The sequence below is a fragment of the Achromobacter sp. SLBN-14 genome (assembly GCF_006715415.1).
GTDB lineage: Bacteria > Pseudomonadota > Gammaproteobacteria > Burkholderiales > Burkholderiaceae_B > Achromobacter > Achromobacter mucicolens.
Genome location: NZ_VFNE01000001.1, coordinates 1,064,767 through 1,084,895, shown reverse-complemented (window position 1 = coordinate 1,084,895; position 20,129 = coordinate 1,064,767). Strand labels below are relative to the sequence as shown.

The following is a 20,129-nucleotide window of genomic DNA, read 5'->3' as shown; positions in this document are numbered from 1 at the left end:
CACAAGGAGTGCATCCATGACTTCGGAACCCCGACCAAGCACGACCATCCATCGGCCCGTCTTCTATTCCGCGGCCGTCTTTACGTTGCTGCTGGTGGCCTTTGCCATCATTGCGCCCAAGGCAGCGCAGACCCTCTTCGAATCGATGCAGGCCTGGATCATCGGCAATGCAAGCTGGTTCTACATCCTGGTCGTCGCCATCATCCTGATCTCGGTCGCGTTCCTGGCGATCAGCCGGTACGGCGACATCAAGCTGGGTCCGGACCATAGCGAGCCCGATTACCGCAACTTCACCTGGTTCGCCATGCTGTTTTCCGCCGGCATGGGCATCGGGCTGATGTTCTTCGGCGTGGCCGAACCCGTCATGCACTTCGTGTCGCCGCCCGTGGGCGAGGGCGGCACCGTCGAGGCCGCGCGCGAGTCCATGAAGATCACCTTCTTTCATTGGGGACTGCACGCCTGGGCGATCTACGCGGCGGTGGCGCTCACGCTGGCGTTCTTCAGCTTCCGCCACGGCCTGCCGCTGACCCTGCGCTCGGCGCTGTATCCGCTGATCGGCAATCGCATCCATGGTCCGATCGGCCACGCGGTCGACATCTTCGCCATCATCGGCACCGTGCTGGGGGTGGCCACGTCGCTGGGCCTGGGCGTTGCGCAGATGAACAGCGGCCTGAACCATCTGTTCGGCATTCCGGTTGGCGTCGTGCCCCAGATCGTGCTGATCGTCATCACCTGCGGACTGGCCACGTTGTCGGTGGCCAGCGGGCTGGACAAGGGCATCCGCTTCCTGTCGGAAGCCAACATGGTGCTGGCCGTGGTCCTGCTGTTGTTCGTGCTGACCGTTGGCCCCACCGTGTTCCTTTTCCAGACGTTCGTGCAGAACACCGGCGCCTATCTGTCCGACATCGTCAACAAGACCTTCAACCTGTACGCCTACGAGCCGACCGACTGGCTGGGCGGCTGGACGTTGTTCTACTGGGGTTGGTGGATCGCCTGGTCGCCTTTCGTGGGCTTGTTCATCGCCCGCATTTCGCGGGGCCGCACCATTCGTGAATTCGTCTGCGGCGTGCTGCTGGTGCCGGCCGGGTTCACGCTGTTCTGGATGACGGTGTTCGGAGACACGGCTATCTACTACATCCTGGTTGGCGGCGACCAGGGGTTGGCGAAGGCCGTGGATGCGGACAGTTCGCTGGCCCTGTTCGCATTCCTTGAGTTATTGCCCTGGAGCAGCGTGATCTCGGTGTTCGCCATTGCGATGGTGGCCGTGTTCTTCGTCACCTCCGCCGACTCCGGGGCGCTGGTGGTGGATCTGCTGGCCTCGGGCGGCGCGGACCGCACGCCGGTATGGCAGCGGATCTTCTGGTCGCTGTCCATGGGCGCGGTGGCCATCGCGCTGCTGCTGGCCGATGGCCTGACCGCGTTGCAGACGGCCACCATCGCCAGCGCGCTGCCGTTCTCGATCATCCTGCTGCTGTCGCTCTGGGGTTTGTTCAAGGCGCTCAAGCTGGACGCCACCAAGCGCGGCATCCGCTATCAATCCCTGACGCTGTCGCGGCCGGCGCGCGGCGGCCAATCCTGGGAGCGGCGTCTGCGCAACATGGTCATGATGCCGCGCCGCGCCCATGTGCTGCGCTTCATCGCGGATGTGGTGCGGCCCGCGCTGGAAGACGTGGCCGACGAATTGCGCAAGCAAGGCTATGCCGTGCAGGTGCGCGAAGACGAGAACGAGGGCGGCGCAATCCTCGAGGTCTCGCATGGCGAACACCTGGACTTTTCCTACGCCGTGCAGCCCCAGGCCTTCGTGCGTCCCAGCCTGACGCCCGACGAGGCCGCCGACGAAGACGAGCGCAAGTACTTCCGCGCCGAAGTCCACCTGCGCGAGGGCGGGCAGGACTACGACATCATGGGCTGGAGCCGCGACGCCGTCATTGGCGACATCCTCGACCAATACGAGCGGCACCGCCACTACCTGCACATGGTTCGCGGTTAGTCGGCGCGCCGGCAGGCGCCTGCTCATATTCCCAAGCCACGCTGTCCGCGTGGCTTTTTTTTGGCCCATAGGCCGGCGCTATCCCCTTCATTGCTTTCGCTGCTTTGACGAAATCCCGCGATTCGTGGATTATCCAAGCAAATTCTTGTTTAAATAAAAAAGCGAGCGAATCATGAAGGCGAGAAGCAGGGCAGGGGCGGTCGTCGCCCTGGCAGTGGCGGCGGCGTTGGCCGGCGGGGCGATGTATTGGAAATCGAAGGCGGGCGCGGCAGGCGGCGGGTGGTCGATGCCGCCGGCCAAGGTTGCGGTGGCGCCCGCCGTGCAAGCGGATTTCCCGGTGGCGCTGGCCGGTATCGGGTCGCTGGAAGCCACCCGCCAGGTGATGGTGGCGGCGGAAGTCGATGGGCGCGTGGCGCAGATCCTGTTCACGCCGGGCGAGGCGGTCAAGGCCGGGCAGTTGCTGGTGCAGTTGAACGACGCGCCCGAGCAGGGCGAGCTGGCGCGGCTGCAAGCCCAGGCGCGTAATGCGCGTGCCCTGCTGGATCGCACGCGCCGGCTGGTGCCGCTGCAGGCCGCCACGCGTGAACAGCTCGACCAGGCCGTGGCCGACCATGAACAGGCGGCCGCCGACGTGCGGCGCGTGCAGGCGCTGATCGACCAGAAGCGCATCAAGGCGCCGTTCGACGGGGTGCTTGGCGTGCGCCGCGTGAACCTGGGCCAATTTGCCCGCGCGGGCGATCCGCTGGTGTCGCTGACGGATGCGTCTTCGTTGTACGCCAACCTGACGCTGCCCGAGCAGGCGCTGGGTGCGCTGCGGGTGGGCCAGCCGGTGGCGGTGACGGTGGACGCGCACGCGGGCCGCGAGTTCCCGGGCAAGGTCACCACCGTGGAGCCGCAGGTCGACCCGGGCACCCGCACCGTCCGCGTGCAGGCCCTGTTGGCCAATCCCGACGGCGCGTTGTCGGCGGGGATGTACGCGCAGGCCCGGATCGGACTGCCCGACCGCCCGGATGTCATCACCGTGCCGGAGACGGCCGTCAGCTACAGCGCCTACGGAGATTCGGTCTACGTCGTGACGCCGCCAGAAGCCGCTGCGGCGGCGCCGACCGTCCGGCAGGCCTATGTGAAAACCGGCGAGCGCCTGCGCGGCCGCGTGGTGGTGACCGAGGGGCTGAAGGCGGGCGACCGGGTCGTGACGTCGGGCCAGCTGCGCCTGCATAACGGCGCCGCCGTCGAGATCCTGCCGGACGACACCGTGGCGCTGGCCGCGCCGGGACACGCCGTGGCGCAGGCCCGGTAAGGTGCGGAGGCCAACATGAAGTTCACCGATCTGTTCGTGCGCCGTCCCGTGCTGGCGCTGGTGGTCAGCACCCTCATCCTGCTGCTGGGCATCAAGGCCCTGAGCGGATTGCCCGTCAGGCAATATCCGCTGACCGAAAGCACCACCATCACCATCACGACGCAATATCCGGGCGCCTCGCCCGATCTGATGCAGGGTTTCGTCACGCAGCCCATCGCGCAGTCCGTGGCCACCGTCGAGGGCATCGACTACCTGTCGTCGTCGTCGACCCAGGGCCGCAGCGTGATCACCGTGCGGATGAAGCTGAATGCCGATTCCAACAAGGCCATGACCGAGGTGATGGCCAAGGTCAACGAGGTCAAGTACCGCCTGCCGCAGGACGTCTACGACCCCGTCCTGGTCAAGTCCGCGGGCGAGGCGACGGCCGTTGCCTACGTGGGCTTTTCCAGCACGAACCTGTCGCTGGCCGCGCTGACGGACTACCTGTCGCGAGTGGTGCAGCCGCAGCTCTCGTCCATCGATGGCGTGGCAAGCGTCGAGCTATATGGCGGGCAGAAGCTGGCAATGCGGGTATGGCTGGACCCGGACCGCATGGCGGCGCGCGGCATCTCCGCCGGCGAACTGGCCGACGCGCTGCGCCAGAACAACGTGCAGGCGGCGCCCGGCCAGGCCAAGGGGCTGTACGTGGTGTCCAACATCCAGGTGAATACCGACCTCGTCAACGTGGCCGAATTCCGCGATCTGGTAATCAAGCACGAGGGCGGCGCCGTCGTCCGGCTGGGCGACGTGGCGACCGTGGAACTGGGCGCGGCGTCCACCGATTCGAGCGGCCTGATGGACGGCGAGCCGGCCGTGTACTTCGGCCTGAACGCCACGCCGATCGGCAATCCGCTGGTCATCGTCAAGCGTCTGAACGAGCTGCTGCCCAACATCAAGCAGAACCTGCCGCCGGGCACCAGCGTGCAGGTGCCGTTCGAACTGGCCCGCTTCATCAGCGCCTCGATCGACGGCGTGACGCAGACGCTGCTCGAAGCCATCGTCATCGTGGTGGCGGTGATCTTCCTGTGCCTGGGCTCGCTGCGGGCGGTGCTGATTCCGGTGGTCACCATTCCGCTGTCCATGCTGGGCGGCGCGGCCATCATGGCCCTCTTTGGCTTCAGCGTGAACCTGCTGACCTTGCTGGCGATGGTGCTGGCCATCGGCCTGGTGGTGGACGACGCCATCGTCGTGGTCGAGAACGTGCACCGCCACATCGAGGAGGGCAAGTCGCCCGTGCGGGCGGCGCTGATCGGCGCGCGGGAGGTGGCCGGTCCGGTGATCGCCATGACCATCACGCTCGCGGCGGTCTATGCGCCGATCGGGCTGATGGGCGGCCTGACCGGGTCGCTCTTCAAGGAATTCGCCTTCACGCTGGCCGGGGCAGTGGTGGTGTCCGGCGTGATCGCGCTGACGCTGTCGCCGGTAATGAGCTCGTTTCTCTTGAATGGCCGGGTCGCCGACGGCTGGATGGCGCGCAAGGCCGAGCACTTCTTCGGCTGCCTGGGCGAAGCCTACGGTCGCGTGCTGGACGTGTCGCTGCGTCATCGCTGGGTCACCGGCGTGCTGGCGGTGGCCGTGCTGGCCAGCCTGCCTTTCCTGTACAACGCCGCGCAGCAGGAGCTGGCCCCCGTCGAAGACCAGTCCACGGTGCTCACGGCCATCAAGTCGCCGCAGCAGGCCAACATCGATTACGTGGAAAAGTTCGGCAAGAAGTGGGACGACGTCATGAAGACGCTGCCCGAGCAGAAGGGGCGCTGGCTGATCAACGGGTCCGATGGCGTCTCCAACAGCATCGGGGGCGTGGACTTCGTGGACTGGCAGGACCGCACGCGCTCGGCCGACGAGATCCAGGCCGACATGCAGTCGATGGCGAACCAGGTCGAAGGCAGCAACATCTTTGCGTTCCAGCTGCCGTCGCTGCCCGGCTCCACGGGCGGGCTGCCGGTACAGATGGTGCTGATGAGCGCGTCGGACTATGCCGTGGTCTTTGACGCCATGGAAAGCCTGAAGCAGGCGGCGCGCGAAAGCGGCCTGTTCATGGTGGTGGACAGCGACCTGGACTACAACAACCCCGTCGTGCAGCTGAAGGTGGATCGCAGCAAGGCCAACAGCCTGGGCGTCACCATGAAGGCCATCGGCGACACGCTGGCGGTGCTGGTGGGCGAGAACTACGTAAACCGCTTCGGCATGGACGGGCGTTCCTATGACGTCATTCCGCAAAGCCTGCGCGAGCAGCGCATCTCGCCGCAGGCGCTGGCGCAGTACCACGTCAAGAGCGCCTCGGGGGCGCAGGTGCCGTTGTCCAACCTGGTATCGGTGTCGATGGGCGTGGAGCCCAACAAGCTCACGCAGTTCAACCAGCTGAACGCCGCCACGTTCCAGGCGATTCCCATGCCGGGCGTCGCGATGGGCGATGCCGTGCAGTTCCTCACGCGCGAGGCGCAGTCGCTGCCGGCGGGCTTCAGCTACGACTGGCAGTCCGATGCGCGGCAGTTCACGCAGGAAGGCTCGGCGCTGATGATCACCTTCATCTTCGCCATCATCGTCATCTACCTGGTGCTGGCCGCCCAGTACGAAAGCCTGCGCGATCCCTTCATCATCCTGGTAAGCGTGCCCATGTCGATCTGCGGCGCCCTGATTCCGCTGGCGCTGGGCATGGCCACGGTCAACATCTATACGCAGATCGGCCTGGTGACGCTGATCGGCCTGATCAGCAAGCACGGGATCCTCATGGTGGAGTTCGCCAACGAGATGCAGGTCAGCCACGGGCTGGACCGTCGCGCGGCGATGGAAGCGGCCGCGCGCATCCGCCTGCGTCCCATCCTGATGACCACGGCGGCGATGGTCATGGGGCTGATTCCGCTGCTGTTCGCCACCGGCGCCGGCGCGCACAGCCGCTACAGCCTGGGACTGGTCATCGTGGTCGGGCTGCTGGTCGGCACGCTCTTCACGCTGTTCGTGCTGCCCACGGTCTACACCGTGTTTGCCCGGGACCACCGCGCCGCCAACGATACGCCGCGCGCCCGCGAACTGGCGCAGGCCGACGCCGAGGACGCGCGCGCCGCCGTCCAGCACTGAGGAATCGATCATGGATAAACCGCATTTCTTTCCCCGCCTTTTCCGCGGCGCCGCCGTGCTGCTGGCCGCTTTGGCCGCCGCGGGCTGCGCCGTCGGACCCGACTACCGCCGGCCCAGCCCGGCGCCCGTGGTGCTGACCAGCCCCGAGCAGGCGCTGTTTTCCACCGATCAGGTCCAGCGCGACTGGTGGAAGCAACTGCAGGACCCGCAACTGGACCGCCTGATCGACATGGCGCTCGCCCGCAACCTGGACATCCGCATCGCCCAGGCCCGCCTTGCCGAATCGCGCGCGGTGCTCGACGAAAAGGAACTGGACAAGCTGCCGGCCGTAACGCTGGGCGGCGGCTACGAGCGCAGCCTGTCGCAGGCCAATCCCGGCGTCGCAGGCCAGCGCAATCTGGCCGAAAGCTACCGGGCGGGCTTCGACGCGGCCTGGGAATTGGATCTTTTTGGCAGGCTGCGCCGCGCGGCCGAGAGCGCCGCGGCCCGTAGCGAGGCGCAGGCTGCCGACCTGGCGCAGGCGCGCATCGTGGTCGCGGCCGAAGTGGCGCGCAATTATTTCGAACTGCGCGGCGCCGAGCAGCGGCTGGCCGTGGCGCGCGCCAACCTGGCCAGCCAGGAGGACAGCCTGCGCGTGACCCAGGCGCTGGTCTCGGCCGGGCGTGGCGACGAAGGAGACCTCGCCAGCGCGCGGGCCGAACTCGACACCGTGCGGGCCAGCGTCCCGGTCCAGGAGACCGCGCGCCGGCTGGCGCGCTACCGGATCGCGGTGCTGGCGGCGCTGCGTCCGGCGGAGCTGGGTGCGCTGGACGCCGTCCAGCCGCTTGCGCCGCTGACCGCGCGCCTGCCCATTGGCGACGTGGGCGCGTTGCTGTCGCGGCGCCCGGACGTGCTGGCCGCCGAACGCAACCTGGCTGCCGCCAACGCAGACGTGGGCGTGGCCACGGCCGAGCTGTACCCGCGCATCGATCTGGGTGGCTTCCTGGGATTCGTCGCGCTGCGCGGCGCGGACTTCGGCTCGGCCGCCAGCCGCGGGTTCGGCGTCGCGGCCAACGCCAACTGGCCCGCGTTCCATCTGCCGTCGGCCTATGCCCGCAAGCGCGGGGCCGAGGCGCGCCTGGATGGCGAGGCGGCGCGCTACGAGCAAGCGGTCCTGCGCGCGGTCGAGGAAGTGGAGTCGGCGTTGGCCGAATACGGGCAGACGCAGCAGCGCCTGGGCAGCCTGGCGCAGGCCGCGGCCCACAGCGGGCGGGCCGCCGAACTGGCCCGGCTGCGCTACCGCGAGGGCAGCACGCCTTATTTGACCGTGCTGGATGCGCAGCGTACGCTTTTGCGCGCCCAGGACGCCGTGGCCGTGGCGGAAGCCGAGTCCTATACGCGCCTCGTGGCGCTCTATAAGGCGCTGGGCGGCGGCTGGCAGGCTGACGAGGCCGGCCAGACGCGGCTGGCCGTGGCACCATAGGAACCTTCATCCGGAGCATCGATATCCCTCATGTCTGACAGCCTGTCCCAACCGGCCGCCGCGCTGCCGCACCAGCCTGCGGACCGCGTCCTCATGACCCTGAAGACCCGCGGGCCGCAATCCATCGCGGTCATCGCGCGGGCCATGGACGTGACGGCCGAGGCGGTGCGTCAGCAGATGACGCGCCTGCACGCCGACGGGCTGGTCGACGCCGAGAGCCGCAGCGCGGGCCGCGGCCGGCCCACCCAGATCTGGTTCCTGACCGCCGCCGGCCACGGGCGCTTTCCGGACACGCACGCCGAGATGACGGTGCAGATGATCGCGGCAGTGCGCCAGGTGTTTGGCGACGAGGGCATCGACAAGCTGGTGCAGGTGCGCGAAAACGCCATGCTCAACGTCTACCAGCAGGCCATGCAGGACGCGCCGGACCTGAAGGCGCGGCTCGAACGGCTGGTCGACGTGCGCAGCGCAGAGGGCTACATGGCGGAACTGCGCGAGGACGAAGCCGGATTCGTCTTCATCGAGAACCATTGCCCCATCTGTTCGGCCGCCAAGGCCTGTATGGGCTTTTGCCGCAGCGAGCTGGAACTGTTCCGCAAGGTGCTGGGCGAGGGCGTGCTGGTCGACCGCGAAGAACATATCCTGGCCGGCGCGCGGCGCTGCGCCTATCGCGTCAGCAAGCGGCCATGACGCTCAAGCAGCTCGAAGCCTTCTATTGGGCCGCCACCTGCGCCAGTTTCGCCGTGGCGGCCGAGCGGCTTCACCTGTCGGTGTCCTCGCTTTCCAAACGCATCACGGAACTGGAAGAAGCGCTGGGCCAGCCGCTCTTTGACCGCAGCGGCCACAAGGCCGTGCTGACCGACGCCGGCCAGCGCCTGGTGCCGCAGGCGCGCGGCTTGCTCGCCGCCGCGGACCAGATCCGCGCTTCCATGACCGAGACGCCCGGCCTGCGCGGCCGCTGCCGTTTCGGCGTGGGCGAACTCACCGCGCTGACCTGGCTGCCGAAGCTGATACGCGCCGTGCGCGCCGCCTACCCTGAGCTGGTGCTGGAGCCCTACGTCGACATCGGCCAGGTGCTGGAGCAACGCGTCGCGGACGGGGAACTGGATTTTGCCGTGATCGCCGGCCGGTCGTCCCGCGCCGGCATTGCGTCCTTGCCCATCGGCGAGGCGCGCTTTTCCTGGGTCGCCGCGCCCGCGGTGCTGCAGCCCGGCGAGACCGGCATGACCATGGCCCTCTTGGCCCGGCTGCCGCTCGTGACCTTGCCCGAGGGCGCGGGCACCACGCGCATCATCGACGACTGGCTGGGCGGGCGCCAGGCCGCGGGCGAGCGCCTGTGCTGCAACAACTGGGGCGCCATCGTGGGATTGCTGATCGAAGGCACCGGGGTGGGGCTGCTGCCCAGGCATTGGGCCGAAAAGCTCCAGGCTGAAGGCAGCCTGCGCGTCCTGCACGGCGATCCCGAACTGGCCGCGTTGCCTTACGCGTTCCAGTACCGGCGCGACGACGCCCGGCCGCTGGTCGCCCTGCTGCGCGACACGGTTGCCGCCTCGGCCGATTTCTCGGCGCCGTGCCGTCTGCCCTGAGGCTTTCGTCCGCAAGGCGGCCGCCACGGGCGTATAGTGGGCGGCGCGCCCCGCGCCGGTCTATACAATCGCCGCGCGCCTGGCGCAGAATCCAGCAACAACGTGCGCACGAGGGGGATGGGCCCGGCGATGCGGCACGACCCGGGGTCTGTTCCTCCCTGCCAGGCGGTGCGCCCGCGCACGAGGCACGGTCCCCCGCGGAATCGACGGAGATCTTTCATGCGTAAACTTTGCCTCGCCATGGCCATGGCGGGAATGCTCGCCACCGGATTGGCGCAAGCCCAGTCCACCTTGCGTATCGGGCTGCAGGATGACCCGGACGTGCTGGATCCGGCGCGCGCCCGCACCTTTGTCGGCCGCATCGTGTTCGCCTCGTTGTGCGACCGGCTGGTCGACATCACGCCCGACCTGAAGTTCGTGCCCCAGCTTGCGCAATCGTGGTCCGTCGGCCCCGACAACAAGACGCTGACCTTCAAGCTGCGCACGGATGCCGTCTTCCATGACGGCACTCCCATCAATGCCGCCGCGGTCAAGGCCAACCTCGACCGCGCCCGCACGCTGCCCGACAGCAACCGCAAGAGCGAACTGGCCACGGTGGCCAGCGTGGATGCCCCGGACGACCGGACCGTGGTGCTGAACCTGTCGGAACCGGACGCCTCTCTCCTGTCGCAGCTGTCCGACCGCGCCGGCATGATGATTTCGCCCGCCAGTTTCGACAAGGATCCCGGCGGCAAGCCCGTGTGCTCGGGTCCCTACCAGTTCAAGGAGCGCGTGCAGAACGACCGCATCGTGCTCGAGAAATTCCCCAAGTACTGGGACGCGGCCAACTACCATTTCGACCGCCTCGTCTTCACGCCGATTCCGGACAACACCGTGCGCCTGAACAACCTGCGCGCCGGCGACCTGGACATTATCGAGCGCGTGGCGCCCAGCGACGCCAAGGCTGTCAAGGACGACCCCAGCCTGCGTCTGGCCCCGGTGACCGGCCTGGGTTTCCAGTCCATCTCCGTGAACCTCGCCAACGGCGCGCGCGCCGATCATCCGCTGGCCAAGGACAAGCGCGTGCGCCAGGCGCTGGATCTGGCCATCGACCGCGACGTGCTGAACCAGGTGATCGGCGAAGGCATGTTCCAGCCTGCCCACCAGCCGTTCCCGCCCGCCAGCTTTGCCTACAACAAGTCCTTCGACCGCCCGGGCCGCGATCCCAAGAAGGCGCAGGCCCTGCTCAAGGAAGCCGGCTACGACCGCGTGAAGGTCGAGATCACCTTCGGCAACAACACCACCATGCAGCAGGTCTTCGAACTGGTGCAGGCCATGGGGGCCGAAGCGGGCTTTGACATCACCCTGCGCCCTGTCGAATTCGCCTCGCTGCAGTCCTCGCTCGCGCGCGGCGACTTCCAGGTAGGCCAGAGCGGCTGGTCGGGCCGTGTCGATCCCAGCGGCAACATCCACCAGTACCTGAGTTGCAAGGGCAACCTGAACGACGGCAAGTTCTGCGACGCCGCCGTCGACAAACTGCTCAACGACGCCCGCGCCGAGGCCGACACCGCCAAGCGCCGCGCCCTGTACGACCAGGTGCTGGCCGCGATGCAGGACCAGCGTCCCATCATCTACCTGTTCTACCTGCCGTGGACGTTCGGCGTGCAGGCCAAGGTGCAAGGCTTCGTTCCGTATCCGGACGGCTTGATCCGCTTGAAAGGGGTAGAGAAGAAGTAGGCCCCCCCTAAAGGCAGGCCCACCCCCAGCCCGCTGACGCGGGCCCCCCCTCAAGGGGGCGACACCAGCGGACCGGCGGAGCCGGATCCGCGGTGTCCCGGATGGCGTCAGTTGCTGGCGGCGGGTCTCTCCTTCCCAGGTGTCTGACACCCGTACGCAATGACCGCTGTACATCTCGATGCCCCACGGGTGTCTGACACCGGCCGATAGCCGCACCTTGGCGTCAGACACCCCTCCCACACCAGGACCCACCATGTTTACGACTCGCCCGGAAATTCTCGGCACCTTCGGTGTCGTGACGTCCACCCATTGGCTGGCCAGCGCGGCTGGCATGTCGCTGCTGGAGCGCGGCGGCAATGCGTTCGATGCCTGCGTCGCCTCGGCGTTCGTGCTGCAGGTGGTCGAGCCTCATCTGGTCGGCCCTGCCGGCGAAGTGCCCGCCGTGTTCTATTCCGCCCGCACCGGCAAGGTCGAGGTGCTGTGCGGGCAGGGCACCACGCCCGCCGCCGCCACGCTCGAACGCTACCGCGCCGAAGGGCTGAAGCTCATCCCCGGCAACGGCCTGCTCGCGACCGTGATCCCGGGCGCGTTCGACGCCTGGATGCTGCTGCTGCGCGACCACGGCACGATGCGGGTGCGCGACGTGCTTGAGCCCGCCATCTATTACGCCGAGCATGGCCATGCGCTGATGCCGCGCATCTCCAACACCATCGCCGGCCTGAAAGACTTCTTCGAGACGCACTGGCCGACGACCGCCCAGGTCTACGTGCCGGGCGGGCAGGTGCCGCAGGCCCGCAAGCTGTTTCGCAATCCGGCGCTGGCCCGCACCTGGACCCGCGTCCTCAAAGCCGCCGAAGGCGCCGGCGCCGACCGCGACCGCCAGATCGAGGCCGCGCGCGACGCGTTCTACCGCGGCTTCATCGCCGAGGAGATCGACCGCTTCGCCCGCAACACCGACGTCATGGACGAAAGCGGAACGACCCACCGCGGCGTCATCACCGCCGACGACCTGGCCGGCTGGTCCGCCAGCTATGACAAGCCGCTGACTTACGACTATCACGGCTACACGGTCGCCAAGGCGGGCGCCTGGAGCCAGGGGCCGGTCTTTCTGCAGACCCTCGCCATCCTGAAGGACATGGACCTGGCGGGCGTCGGTCCCACCAGCGCCGAGTTCATCCATCGCGTCACCGAGGCCATGAAGCTCGCCTTTGCCGACCGCGAAGCGTATTACGGCGACCCCGCGTTCATCGACGTGCCGCTGGCCCATCTGCTGTCCGACGCGTACAACGCCGAACGCCGCCAGCTGATCGGGGAGGGCGCGTCGCGCGACCTGCTGCCCGGCCAGGTGCCCGGATTCGAGGCGCAGGTGGCGCGGGTCATGGACACCCTGGAACGGCTGTCGCCGGTCACCGCGCCCGGCAGCGCCACGAACGAACCGACGCTTGCCGACATGCGCGCCTCGGCCAAGCGCGGCGACACCACGCACGTGGACGTGATCGACCGCTGGGGCAACATGATCTCGGCCACGCCGTCGGGCGGCTGGTTCCAGTCCTCGCCGGTCATCCCCGAACTGGGCTTCGGCCTGAACACCCGCGCCCAGATGTTCTGGCTGGAAGAGGGCTTGCCGGGCACGTTGGCGCCGGGCAAGCGCCCGCGCACCACGCTGACCCCGTCGCTGGCGCTGCGCGACGGCAAGCCGTACCTGGCGTTCGGCACTCCGGGCGGCGACCAGCAGGAGCAATGGCAGCTCCTGTTCTTCCTGCGTCACGTGCATCACGGCCTGAACCTGCAGGAAGCCATCGACCTGCCCATGTCGCACACCATGCACTTTCCCACCTCGTTCTATCCCCGTGACCGCAAGCCGGGCCATCTCGCGCTGGAGGCCAGCTTCGGCGCCGACGTCATCGAGGCCCTGCGCCAGCGCGGGCACCAGATCGAGGAAGTGCCAGAATGGTCTGTCGGCCGGCTGACCGCGGCCTCGCGCGATCCCGACGGACTGCTGCATGCGGCCGCGACGCCGCGCCTGATGCAGGCCTACGCCATCGGGCGTTGACCGGTCGCACGCACGCTTGCTTACAAAGCGTGCGTGCCCGCGCTTCACCGCGTCTTGCGGCGCTTTGCCCGCTTAGGGTATGTTTGTCGCATGACGCCATCCGAGCAGAGCCCGGCAACAGCGGCTCGACCCCTCACGGGAACAGAACCCTTATTCATCGTCCTCAATAAAGGATCGGGGCGCGGCGACGCGCAGGTCCTGCAGGACACCATCCGGCAGATCCTCGACGAGGCCGGGCGGCGCTACGAACTCATGCCGGTCGACGATCCGTCGCGGCTGACGGACGTGGCGCGCCAGGCGGTCAAGCGCGCGCAGGACGAGCAGGGCGTCGTCATTGCCGCGGGCGGCGACGGCACGCTCAATGCCGTCGCGGGCGCGGTGCTGGGACAAGGCGTGCCCTTCGGCATCCTGCCGCAAGGCACCTTCAACTACTTCGGCCGCACCTACGGCATTTCGCAAGAGACAGACGTTGCGCTGCGCGGCTTCCTGCAAGGCACCATCCGGCCGGTGCAGGTCGGCCTGCTGAACGGCCGCCTGTTCCTCGTGAACGCCAGCCTTGGTTTGTATCCGCAACTGCTGGAAGACCGCGAAGCCTACAAGCAGCGCTACGGCCGCCGGCGCTGGGTCGCGCTGTGGTCGGGCCTGGTCACGCTGTGGCGCCAACCGCGCCAGCTCGGCCTGCAACTGGAATTCGAAGGCAAGTCGCGCAGCTTGACGTCGCCCACGCTGGTAGTGGGCAACAACAAACTGCAGCTTGAACATATCGGCATCGAAAACGACGGGCTCGATCGGAACCAACTGGTCGCCATGGCGGCGCGGCCCGTCGGCACGCTGGCGCTCTATGGCCTGCTGGTGCGCGGCCTGCTAAGCCGGCTGGGCGACGCTGAGAACGTGATCAATTTCGCCTTCGACAAGCTCACGGTGGGGGTGCGAGGGCGCCGCCGGGTCAAGGTGGCGATGGACGGCGAAATCTCCTGGATGGACACGCCGCTCGAATTCAAGGTGGCGAGCGATCGCCTACCTCTCGTGGTGCCGGCGGATCCCGAGCTTCTGGACCGCTCATGACGCGGATCCTGCATCTGTCCGATACCCATTTCGGCACCGAGCGCAAGGCGGTCATTGAAGCTGTGCTGGATCTGGCGCGGCAACTGTCGCCCGATCTCGTGGTCCTCAGCGGCGACATCACCCAGCGCGCGCGCCGCAGCCAGTTCGCCGCCGCACGCCGTTTCATCGAGCGCCTGGCGCTGCCCGTGCTGGCGGTGCCCGGCAATCACGATATCCCGCTGTTCAACGTGTTTCTGCGGGTGCTCAATCCGTACGGCAACTACAAGCGCGCGCTCGGACCAATCCTCGAACCCGTGTTCGAGAACGACGGCGTGCTGGCAATCGGCGTGAACACCACGCGGCCAAGGCGCCACAAGGACGGCGAGATCTCCGATGCCCAGATCACCCGGGTCGCCCAGCGGCTGCGCCAGGCGCGGCCGGGGCAGTTGCGGATCGTCGTGGCGCACCATCCGGTGCGCGCCAAGGTCGAATCCGACCTGTCCAACCTGCTGATCGGCCGCGAGCGCGCGCTCGCGGCGTGGGCGCAGGCGGGCGTCGACCTGGTGCTGGGCGGTCACATACACTTGCCCTACGTGCTGCCGCTGACCGCGCCGACGGGGCCGGCCGGCTGGATCGTCCAGGCCGGAACGACCTGTTCGCACCGCGTCCGGGGCACCGTGCCCAATTCGCTGGGCGTGATCACCCGCACCGAAGAGGACGGCCAGCAGGTCTGCCACGTCGAGCGCTGGGACTACGCGGCCGGCGCGCACGCGTTCGCACCCGTCGACAAGACGCTGGTCTCGCTGTAGTAGTGCGCGCGCTCGTCCGCGCGAAATTTTTTTGATGGCGCACACATGACCGATGTCTACGCCGCATGGGCCGCGGCCCATGCCCTCTCGTTGTTTATCGCGCTGCCGCTGCTGGCCGGCGGCGCGGCGCTGCTGTTCATGCGGTGCCATGGGCGGTTGTCCCGCAATGGCCGCGCCGCGCTGTTTGCCGGCGTGGCCGGCGTGTCCTTCGTTCTGTTTCTCACGTTGGCCCTGGCTGTCGAAAGCCGCGGCGCCGTGGTGCAGTTCGACGGCGCGCTGGCCGATGCGCTCAGCATGTCCATGTGCACGTCGATGCTGTGGCTGCTGTCCTGGATCACGTATCTGGGCGACCGCAACCTGCTCACCGTCGTCGCCGTGCTGATGACGATTGCGCTGTTATGGCGCGGGCTGTGGCAGCTTGCGCTCTTTTGCGCCATCGCGACCGGCCTGAACGGCGCGCTCAACTGGCTGTTCAAGCACACCTTCGAACGCGTGCGCCCCGATCACGACCACGGCTATGCCATGGCGACCGGCTGGAGTTTTCCCAGCGGTCACGCCTCTGCCGCCATGGCCGTGTACGGCACGGCGTGCTACCTGATGTGGCGGTTTTCCCCGCCCGCGTGGCGCTTGCCCTGCGTGGCGTTCATGGCCGCGCTCATCATGGCCATCGGCCTTAGCCGCATCCTCTTGCAGGTGCATTTCGCGAGCGACGTCGTGGCCGGGTTTGCCGTCAGCCTCGGTTGGCTGGTCCTTTGCGTGGCGGCCGTCGAGCGGCTGCACGTGTCAGGCCGGTGGGGTCAGCGCGTCCAGTAAGCGAGCCTCCACGCCAGCCGAATCGCACGCCTGCAACGGCGCGCAGGCATAACGTCCCCCCGCGCTGGCAATGGCCCGGTCCAGCTGCCGCATCCGGTCGGCCGGCGGCGGATCCAGGTCGATGATCAGCTTGCCGGCGATGGGCGCGGTGACCCGCCCGTCGCTGAAGCGTTCCAGCGTGCGATCGATCTCGCGCTCGCGGGGCAGGGCCAGCACGATGGTGTCGGATTCCGCCAGGGCTTCGCGCGCCGACGTCGCCAGCGTCGCGTTGCCGCGGAAGGCTTCGCAGCGGTCCGCCTCGATGTCAAAAAGCGTCAGCGCAATGTCGGGATCGGCTGCCAGCAGCCGCCGCGCAGCCAGCGTGCCGATCCTGCCCATGCCGACGATGCTGACGCGCGGACTCATGGCTTGGGCACCGACCACGTGCTCACGATGTGGGCGACCGGCTCGTCCGAGCCTTCTCCCGTCAGCACGACCTCTCCCGCGCTAAGCCGGCCCACCTTCAGCAGGCGGGCATGGGCATGGATGGCGCCCGCCGGGCTCTTGCGCAGGAAATTGATGGTCAGGCTGGCCGTGACCGCATGCGCCTGGCCGGTGGCGCCCACGACCGCCGCATACATGGCCAGGTCGGCAAGCCCCATCAGCATCGGTCCGGCCACGATGCCGCCCAGCCGCTGGTGCGTGTCCCGGGCGGGCAGCACGGCGTGCGCCGTGCCGTGGCCGATGTGCAGCACGTCGATTCCCAGCAGCATCGAGAACGGGTGCTGGTCGGCCAGCAGCACGTGAAAGTCGGCAAGGCTGATCAGCGGCGCGTGGCCGTTGGCGGCTAGGGCGGTTGCAGTCATCGTTGCTCCAGGGCGAGGCAATAGTTGTCCAGCAGCGCGTCGGCCTGCTGGCCCAGGGATTTGAGACGGCGCGTGTGCAGCAGCAGCAACAGCCCCATCAGGTAGGTAAACACGTTCATCTGCTCGGCCTGCACGGCCTCGCCGCGCCAGCCTTTCGTGCGCGACAACGCCTGGCCGATGAGATCGATGGATTGCCGCAACCGGGAATTGAGCTTCTCGTCCATGTCGCGGCCCAGTCCGCGCGGCCCCAGTCCCTGGAACAGGTACAGCCCGAGGGAAAAATCCGTGCGCCGCTCGGCGTAATAACCGAAGAACGCGCGGATCACGCCGCGCGCGGCCGATTCCGGCGCTTCGGCCTGTTCGGCTCGCTCCAGATGCGCGTGCAGCCGCTGCAGCGATTCGTCCAGCAGTTCGCCATAAAGCGCTTCCTTGCCCGCAAACCACGGATAGATGGCCCCCGTCGTGCAGCCGGCTTCCTTCGCAATCGCCCGGATCGTCGTTTTTTCAAGACCGTCGCGCTCGAAGACGCGCTGCGCGGCGTCCAGGATGATCTGCCGGCGCAGGGCGCTGAGTCGTTCGTTTCGGTCGGCGCGAGGGGAGGGGCTGGACATGGGGCTGGGCGTCTGTTCGATGCCACCGATCATATCGACGATTTTTATTAATAACAATGTTATCCAGCCGGGACTTGGCTACGATGATCAGCAGGGCCGGCGTCATCGCGGCCGCCTCCGTTTTTCGCCGGATGGCCGCCGGATCCGTGAAGAAAGTTGCGCGACAAATGGGTTTTGGAATTGCCCGGAAAATTGGGGGCAGGGCCGAAAGTCGCATGGTTGCGCGCTCGGGCTTTTCGGTAAGGGAAAGCCCTAGCGTTGCCGGGCAAGCATCAGCGGGATGTTGCAACTTCCCAACAAGCCTGTCGCAAACCTGCACTTTTCTGATGCCGACCATAGCCAGCCCCCCCGATTTTTGATGCAATAGCGTCAACTTCCCTTCGCGGAGTTAGGGGGGCGGCAGGCTGGTTTGCTGGATTGCTGCTCTTGTCACTCAAATCAACGGAGATTTCTTAAATGAAAAAGACTCTGCTCGCTGCCGCCCTGCTCGCCGGTTTCGCCGGTGTCGCCCAGGCAGAAACGTCTGTCACCCTGTACGGCATCATCGACACGGGCCTCGGCTACAACAAGATCAGCGGCGGTACTGATGCCCAAAACGGCAGCCGTTTTGGCATGATCAACGGCGTCCAGAACGGTTCGCGCTGGGGTCTGCGTGGTTCGGAAGATCTGGGTGACGGCCTGCGCGCTGTTTTCCAACTGGAATCGGGCTTCAACTCGGGTAACGGCACCTCCGCTCAAGGTGGTCGTCTGTTCGGCCGTCAAGCCACCGTCGGTCTGGCCAGCGACAGCTGGGGTCAACTGGACTTCGGTCGTCAAACCAACATCGCGTCGAAGTACTTCGGCTCGATCGATCCGTTCGGCGCTGGCTTCGGTCAAGCCAACATCGGCGTTGGCATGAGCGCTGCTAACACGCAACGCTACGACAACATGGTCATGTATCAGACCCCGTCGTTCAGCGGCTTCCAGTTCGGCGTTGGCTACTCGTTCAGCGCTGATGACACCAAGGGTTCGGAAACCGGCTTCAAGACCGCCGACAACACCCGCGCCATCACGACCGGTCTGCGCTACGTCAACGGCCCGCTGAACGTCGCTCTGTCGTACGACCAGCTGAACGCCTCGAACCGTCTGCCGACCGAATCGACCGACGCCACCCCGCGTATGTACGCCATCGGCGGTTCGTACGACTTTGAAGTCGTGAAGCTGGCTCTGGCCTACGCTCGCACGACCGACGGTTGGTTCGCCGGCCAAGGCACCGCCACCAGCACCATCGGTGGTGGCTCGAGCTCCGTGAACTTCGGCAACAACCTGTTTGCTGACGGCTTCAAGGCTAACTCGTACCTGGTTGGTCTGTCGGCCCCGATCGGCGGCGCTTCGAACATCTTCGGTTCGTGGCAGCGTGTTGATCCGTCGAACGACAAGCTGACGGGTGATGATTCCAACATGAACATCTACTCGCTGGGCTACACCTACGACCTGTCCAAGCGCACCAACCTGTACGCTTACGGTTCGTACGCCACGAACTACGCGTTCCTGAACGACCTGAAGTCGACCGCTGTCGGCGTCGGTGTCCGTCACCGCTTCTAATCCAACGCAGGGCGCAAGCCCTGTCTGGATTTAAAGCAAAGTCGAACGGGCCTCGGCCCGTTCGCATAAACCACCCTTTTTGGGGTGGTTTTTTTTCGTCTGCTGGCTGAATTCGTGCATACTACGGCTTCGTGCTCATCAAGCCGTGTATCCTTCGAAGTACGCCGACGAAAGCTGCGATTGTTCCATTTGAGGAATGCAGTCTTTCGCCTGCTATTCAAGCTACAGAGTTCAGCCGGAAGTAACCGCGCGAATGCTACAATCCTAAGGTTTGCGCATTTGACGGACGCCTGAATGAACCTGCAACAGTATTTTCCCGTCCTGCTGTTTATCGTAGTGGCCACCCTTATCGGGTTCGCGCTTCTAACGGCCGGCTCCCTCCTTGGTCCGCGGCGTCCTTACGCTGAGAAGCTCTCGCCTTACGAGTGCGGCTTCGAAGCGTTTGAAGATGCACGCATGAAGTTTGACGTGCGCTACTACCTCGTGGCGATCCTGTTCATTCTTTTCGACCTGGAAATCGCGTTCCTGTTTCCGTGGGCCATCGCCCAGGGCACCGTCGGACTCGTCGGTTTCTGGACGGTCATGGTTTTCCTCGCCGTGTTGACCGTCGGCTTCATCTACGAATGGAAAAAGGGCGCGCTGGATTGGGAGTGACCTCCGGGTTCATTTCACAGCACGCTATCAGAGACGAATATGGCTATAGACGGCATTCTCAAGCAAGGGTTCATCACCACCAGCGCCGACAAGTTCCTGAACTGGGCGAAGACCGGTTCGATGTGGCCCATGACCTTCGGTCTGGCCTGTTGCGCGGTTGAGATGATGCATGCGGGCGCGGCCCGCTACGACCTGGACCAGTTCGGCATCATCTTCCGGCCCAGTCCCCGCCAGTCCGATCTCATGATCGTGGCCGGCACCTTGTGCAACAAGATGGCGCCGGCGCTGCGCAAGGTCTATGACCAGATGCCCGAGCCGCGCTGGGTGGTTTCCATGGGCTCCTGTGCCAATGGCGGCGGCTACTACCACTACTCGTATTCGGTGGTCCGTGGCTGCGATCGCATCGTACCGGTAGACGTCTACGTGCCGGGCTGCCCGCCCACGGCCGAGGCGCTGGTCTACGGCTTGCTGCAAATGCAGAACAAGATCCGTCTGACCAACACGATTGCGCGCTGATGCTTCGTCCGGTTCGTCGGCAGGCCTTG

17 protein-coding genes are annotated in these 20,129 nt (G+C 66.6%); 14 read left to right on the top strand and 3 right to left on the bottom strand.

Going from position 1 to position 20,129, the window contains the following annotated elements; translation table 11 throughout:
* The first annotated feature begins 16 nt into the window (after positions 1 to 16).
* From FBY20_RS04945 to FBY20_RS04895, 11 genes are all read left to right on the top strand, one after another.
* Entirely contained in the window at positions 17 to 1,990 is a 1,974-nt protein-coding gene (locus tag FBY20_RS04945; protein WP_056321672.1) for a choline BCCT transporter BetT, read from the top strand.
* Positions 1,991 to 2,162: 172 nt separating this feature from the next.
* A complete protein-coding gene (locus FBY20_RS04940) occupies positions 2,163 to 3,290 on the top strand; it encodes an efflux RND transporter periplasmic adaptor subunit (protein ID WP_142050402.1) in 1,128 nt (375 codons plus the stop codon).
* A 15-nt stretch (positions 3,291 to 3,305) separates the two neighbouring features.
* The gene (locus FBY20_RS04935) at positions 3,306 to 6,407 is read left to right on the top strand and encodes a MexW/MexI family multidrug efflux RND transporter permease subunit (protein ID WP_142050400.1); all 3,102 of its coding nucleotides are present in this window, start codon (positions 3,306 to 3,308) and stop codon (positions 6,405 to 6,407) included.
* 10 nt (positions 6,408 to 6,417) lie between these two features.
* Complete coding sequence (locus tag FBY20_RS04930) at positions 6,418 to 7,869, top strand: efflux transporter outer membrane subunit (protein ID WP_142050397.1); 1,452 nt, start codon at positions 6,418 to 6,420, stop codon at positions 7,867 to 7,869.
* A gap of 30 nt (positions 7,870 to 7,899) precedes the next feature.
* Positions 7,900 to 8,559: a metalloregulator ArsR/SmtB family transcription factor gene (locus FBY20_RS04925; protein ID WP_142050394.1), complete on the top strand. Its 660-nt coding sequence runs from the start codon at positions 7,900 to 7,902 to the stop codon at positions 8,557 to 8,559.
* Positions 8,556 to 9,455, top strand: a complete 900-nt coding sequence (locus tag FBY20_RS04920) for a LysR family transcriptional regulator (protein ID WP_142050391.1) — start codon at positions 8,556 to 8,558, stop codon at positions 9,453 to 9,455. The genes FBY20_RS04925 and FBY20_RS04920 overlap by 4 nt, the downstream gene beginning before the upstream one ends.
* Positions 9,456 to 9,674: 219 nt before the next feature.
* Positions 9,675 to 11,171 carry an ABC transporter substrate-binding protein gene (locus FBY20_RS04915; protein WP_142050388.1) on the top strand — a complete coding sequence of 499 codons (1,497 nt, stop codon included), beginning with the start codon at positions 9,675 to 9,677 and terminating at the stop codon, positions 11,169 to 11,171.
* A 253-nt stretch (positions 11,172 to 11,424) separates the two neighbouring features.
* Positions 11,425 to 13,224: a gamma-glutamyltransferase family protein gene (locus FBY20_RS04910; RefSeq protein WP_142050385.1), complete on the top strand. Its 1,800-nt coding sequence runs from the start codon at positions 11,425 to 11,427 to the stop codon at positions 13,222 to 13,224.
* Positions 13,225 to 13,314: 90 nt separating this feature from the next.
* The gene (locus FBY20_RS04905) at positions 13,315 to 14,289 is read left to right on the top strand and encodes a diacylglycerol kinase family protein (RefSeq protein ID WP_142050382.1); all 975 of its coding nucleotides are present in this window, start codon (positions 13,315 to 13,317) and stop codon (positions 14,287 to 14,289) included.
* Positions 14,286 to 15,077, top strand: coding sequence for a metallophosphoesterase (locus FBY20_RS04900; RefSeq protein ID WP_056321696.1), 792 nt, complete (start codon positions 14,286 to 14,288; stop codon positions 15,075 to 15,077). The genes FBY20_RS04905 and FBY20_RS04900 overlap by 4 nt, the downstream gene beginning before the upstream one ends.
* 45 nt (positions 15,078 to 15,122) lie before the next feature.
* A complete protein-coding gene (locus FBY20_RS04895) occupies positions 15,123 to 15,890 on the top strand; it encodes a phosphatase PAP2 family protein (protein WP_056321699.1) in 768 nt (255 codons plus the stop codon).
* On the opposite strand, the gene FBY20_RS04890 is transcribed toward FBY20_RS04895, so the two are convergent.
* Genes FBY20_RS04890 through FBY20_RS04880 form a run of 3 tightly spaced genes read right to left on the bottom strand, consistent with a single transcriptional unit; the run spans position 15,861 to position 17,346 of the window.
* Positions 15,861 to 16,295 (bottom strand): NAD(P)-binding domain-containing protein, encoded by a 435-nt coding sequence (locus tag FBY20_RS04890; protein ID WP_056321702.1) that lies wholly within the window; start codon positions 16,293 to 16,295, stop codon positions 15,861 to 15,863. The genes FBY20_RS04895 and FBY20_RS04890 overlap by 30 nt on opposite strands.
* Complete coding sequence (locus FBY20_RS04885; RefSeq protein WP_056321704.1) at positions 16,292 to 16,735, bottom strand: PaaI family thioesterase; 444 nt, start codon at positions 16,733 to 16,735, stop codon at positions 16,292 to 16,294. Before FBY20_RS04885 ends, FBY20_RS04890 begins: the two co-directional genes overlap by 4 nt.
* The gene (locus tag FBY20_RS04880) at positions 16,732 to 17,346 is read right to left on the bottom strand and encodes a TetR/AcrR family transcriptional regulator (protein ID WP_142050378.1); all 615 of its coding nucleotides are present in this window, start codon (positions 17,344 to 17,346) and stop codon (positions 16,732 to 16,734) included. Before FBY20_RS04880 ends, FBY20_RS04885 begins: the two co-directional genes overlap by 4 nt.
* A 456-nt stretch (positions 17,347 to 17,802) precedes the next feature.
* Here FBY20_RS04880 and FBY20_RS04875 point away from each other — a divergent pair, with 456 nt between their 5' ends.
* The 3 genes from FBY20_RS04875 to FBY20_RS04865 all read left to right on the top strand — a co-directional run bounded on the left by FBY20_RS04875 (position 17,803) and on the right by FBY20_RS04865 (position 20,100).
* Positions 17,803 to 18,930, top strand: a complete 1,128-nt coding sequence (locus FBY20_RS04875; protein ID WP_056321709.1) for a porin — start codon at positions 17,803 to 17,805, stop codon at positions 18,928 to 18,930.
* Positions 18,931 to 19,224: 294 nt separating this feature from the next.
* Positions 19,225 to 19,584, top strand: coding sequence for an NADH-quinone oxidoreductase subunit A (locus FBY20_RS04870; RefSeq protein ID WP_006217959.1), 360 nt, complete (start codon positions 19,225 to 19,227; stop codon positions 19,582 to 19,584).
* 39 nt (positions 19,585 to 19,623) lie between these two features.
* Positions 19,624 to 20,100 (top strand): NADH-quinone oxidoreductase subunit B family protein, encoded by a 477-nt coding sequence (locus tag FBY20_RS04865; protein WP_006217960.1) that lies wholly within the window; start codon positions 19,624 to 19,626, stop codon positions 20,098 to 20,100.
* The last annotated feature ends 29 nt before the right edge of the window (positions 20,101 to 20,129 follow it).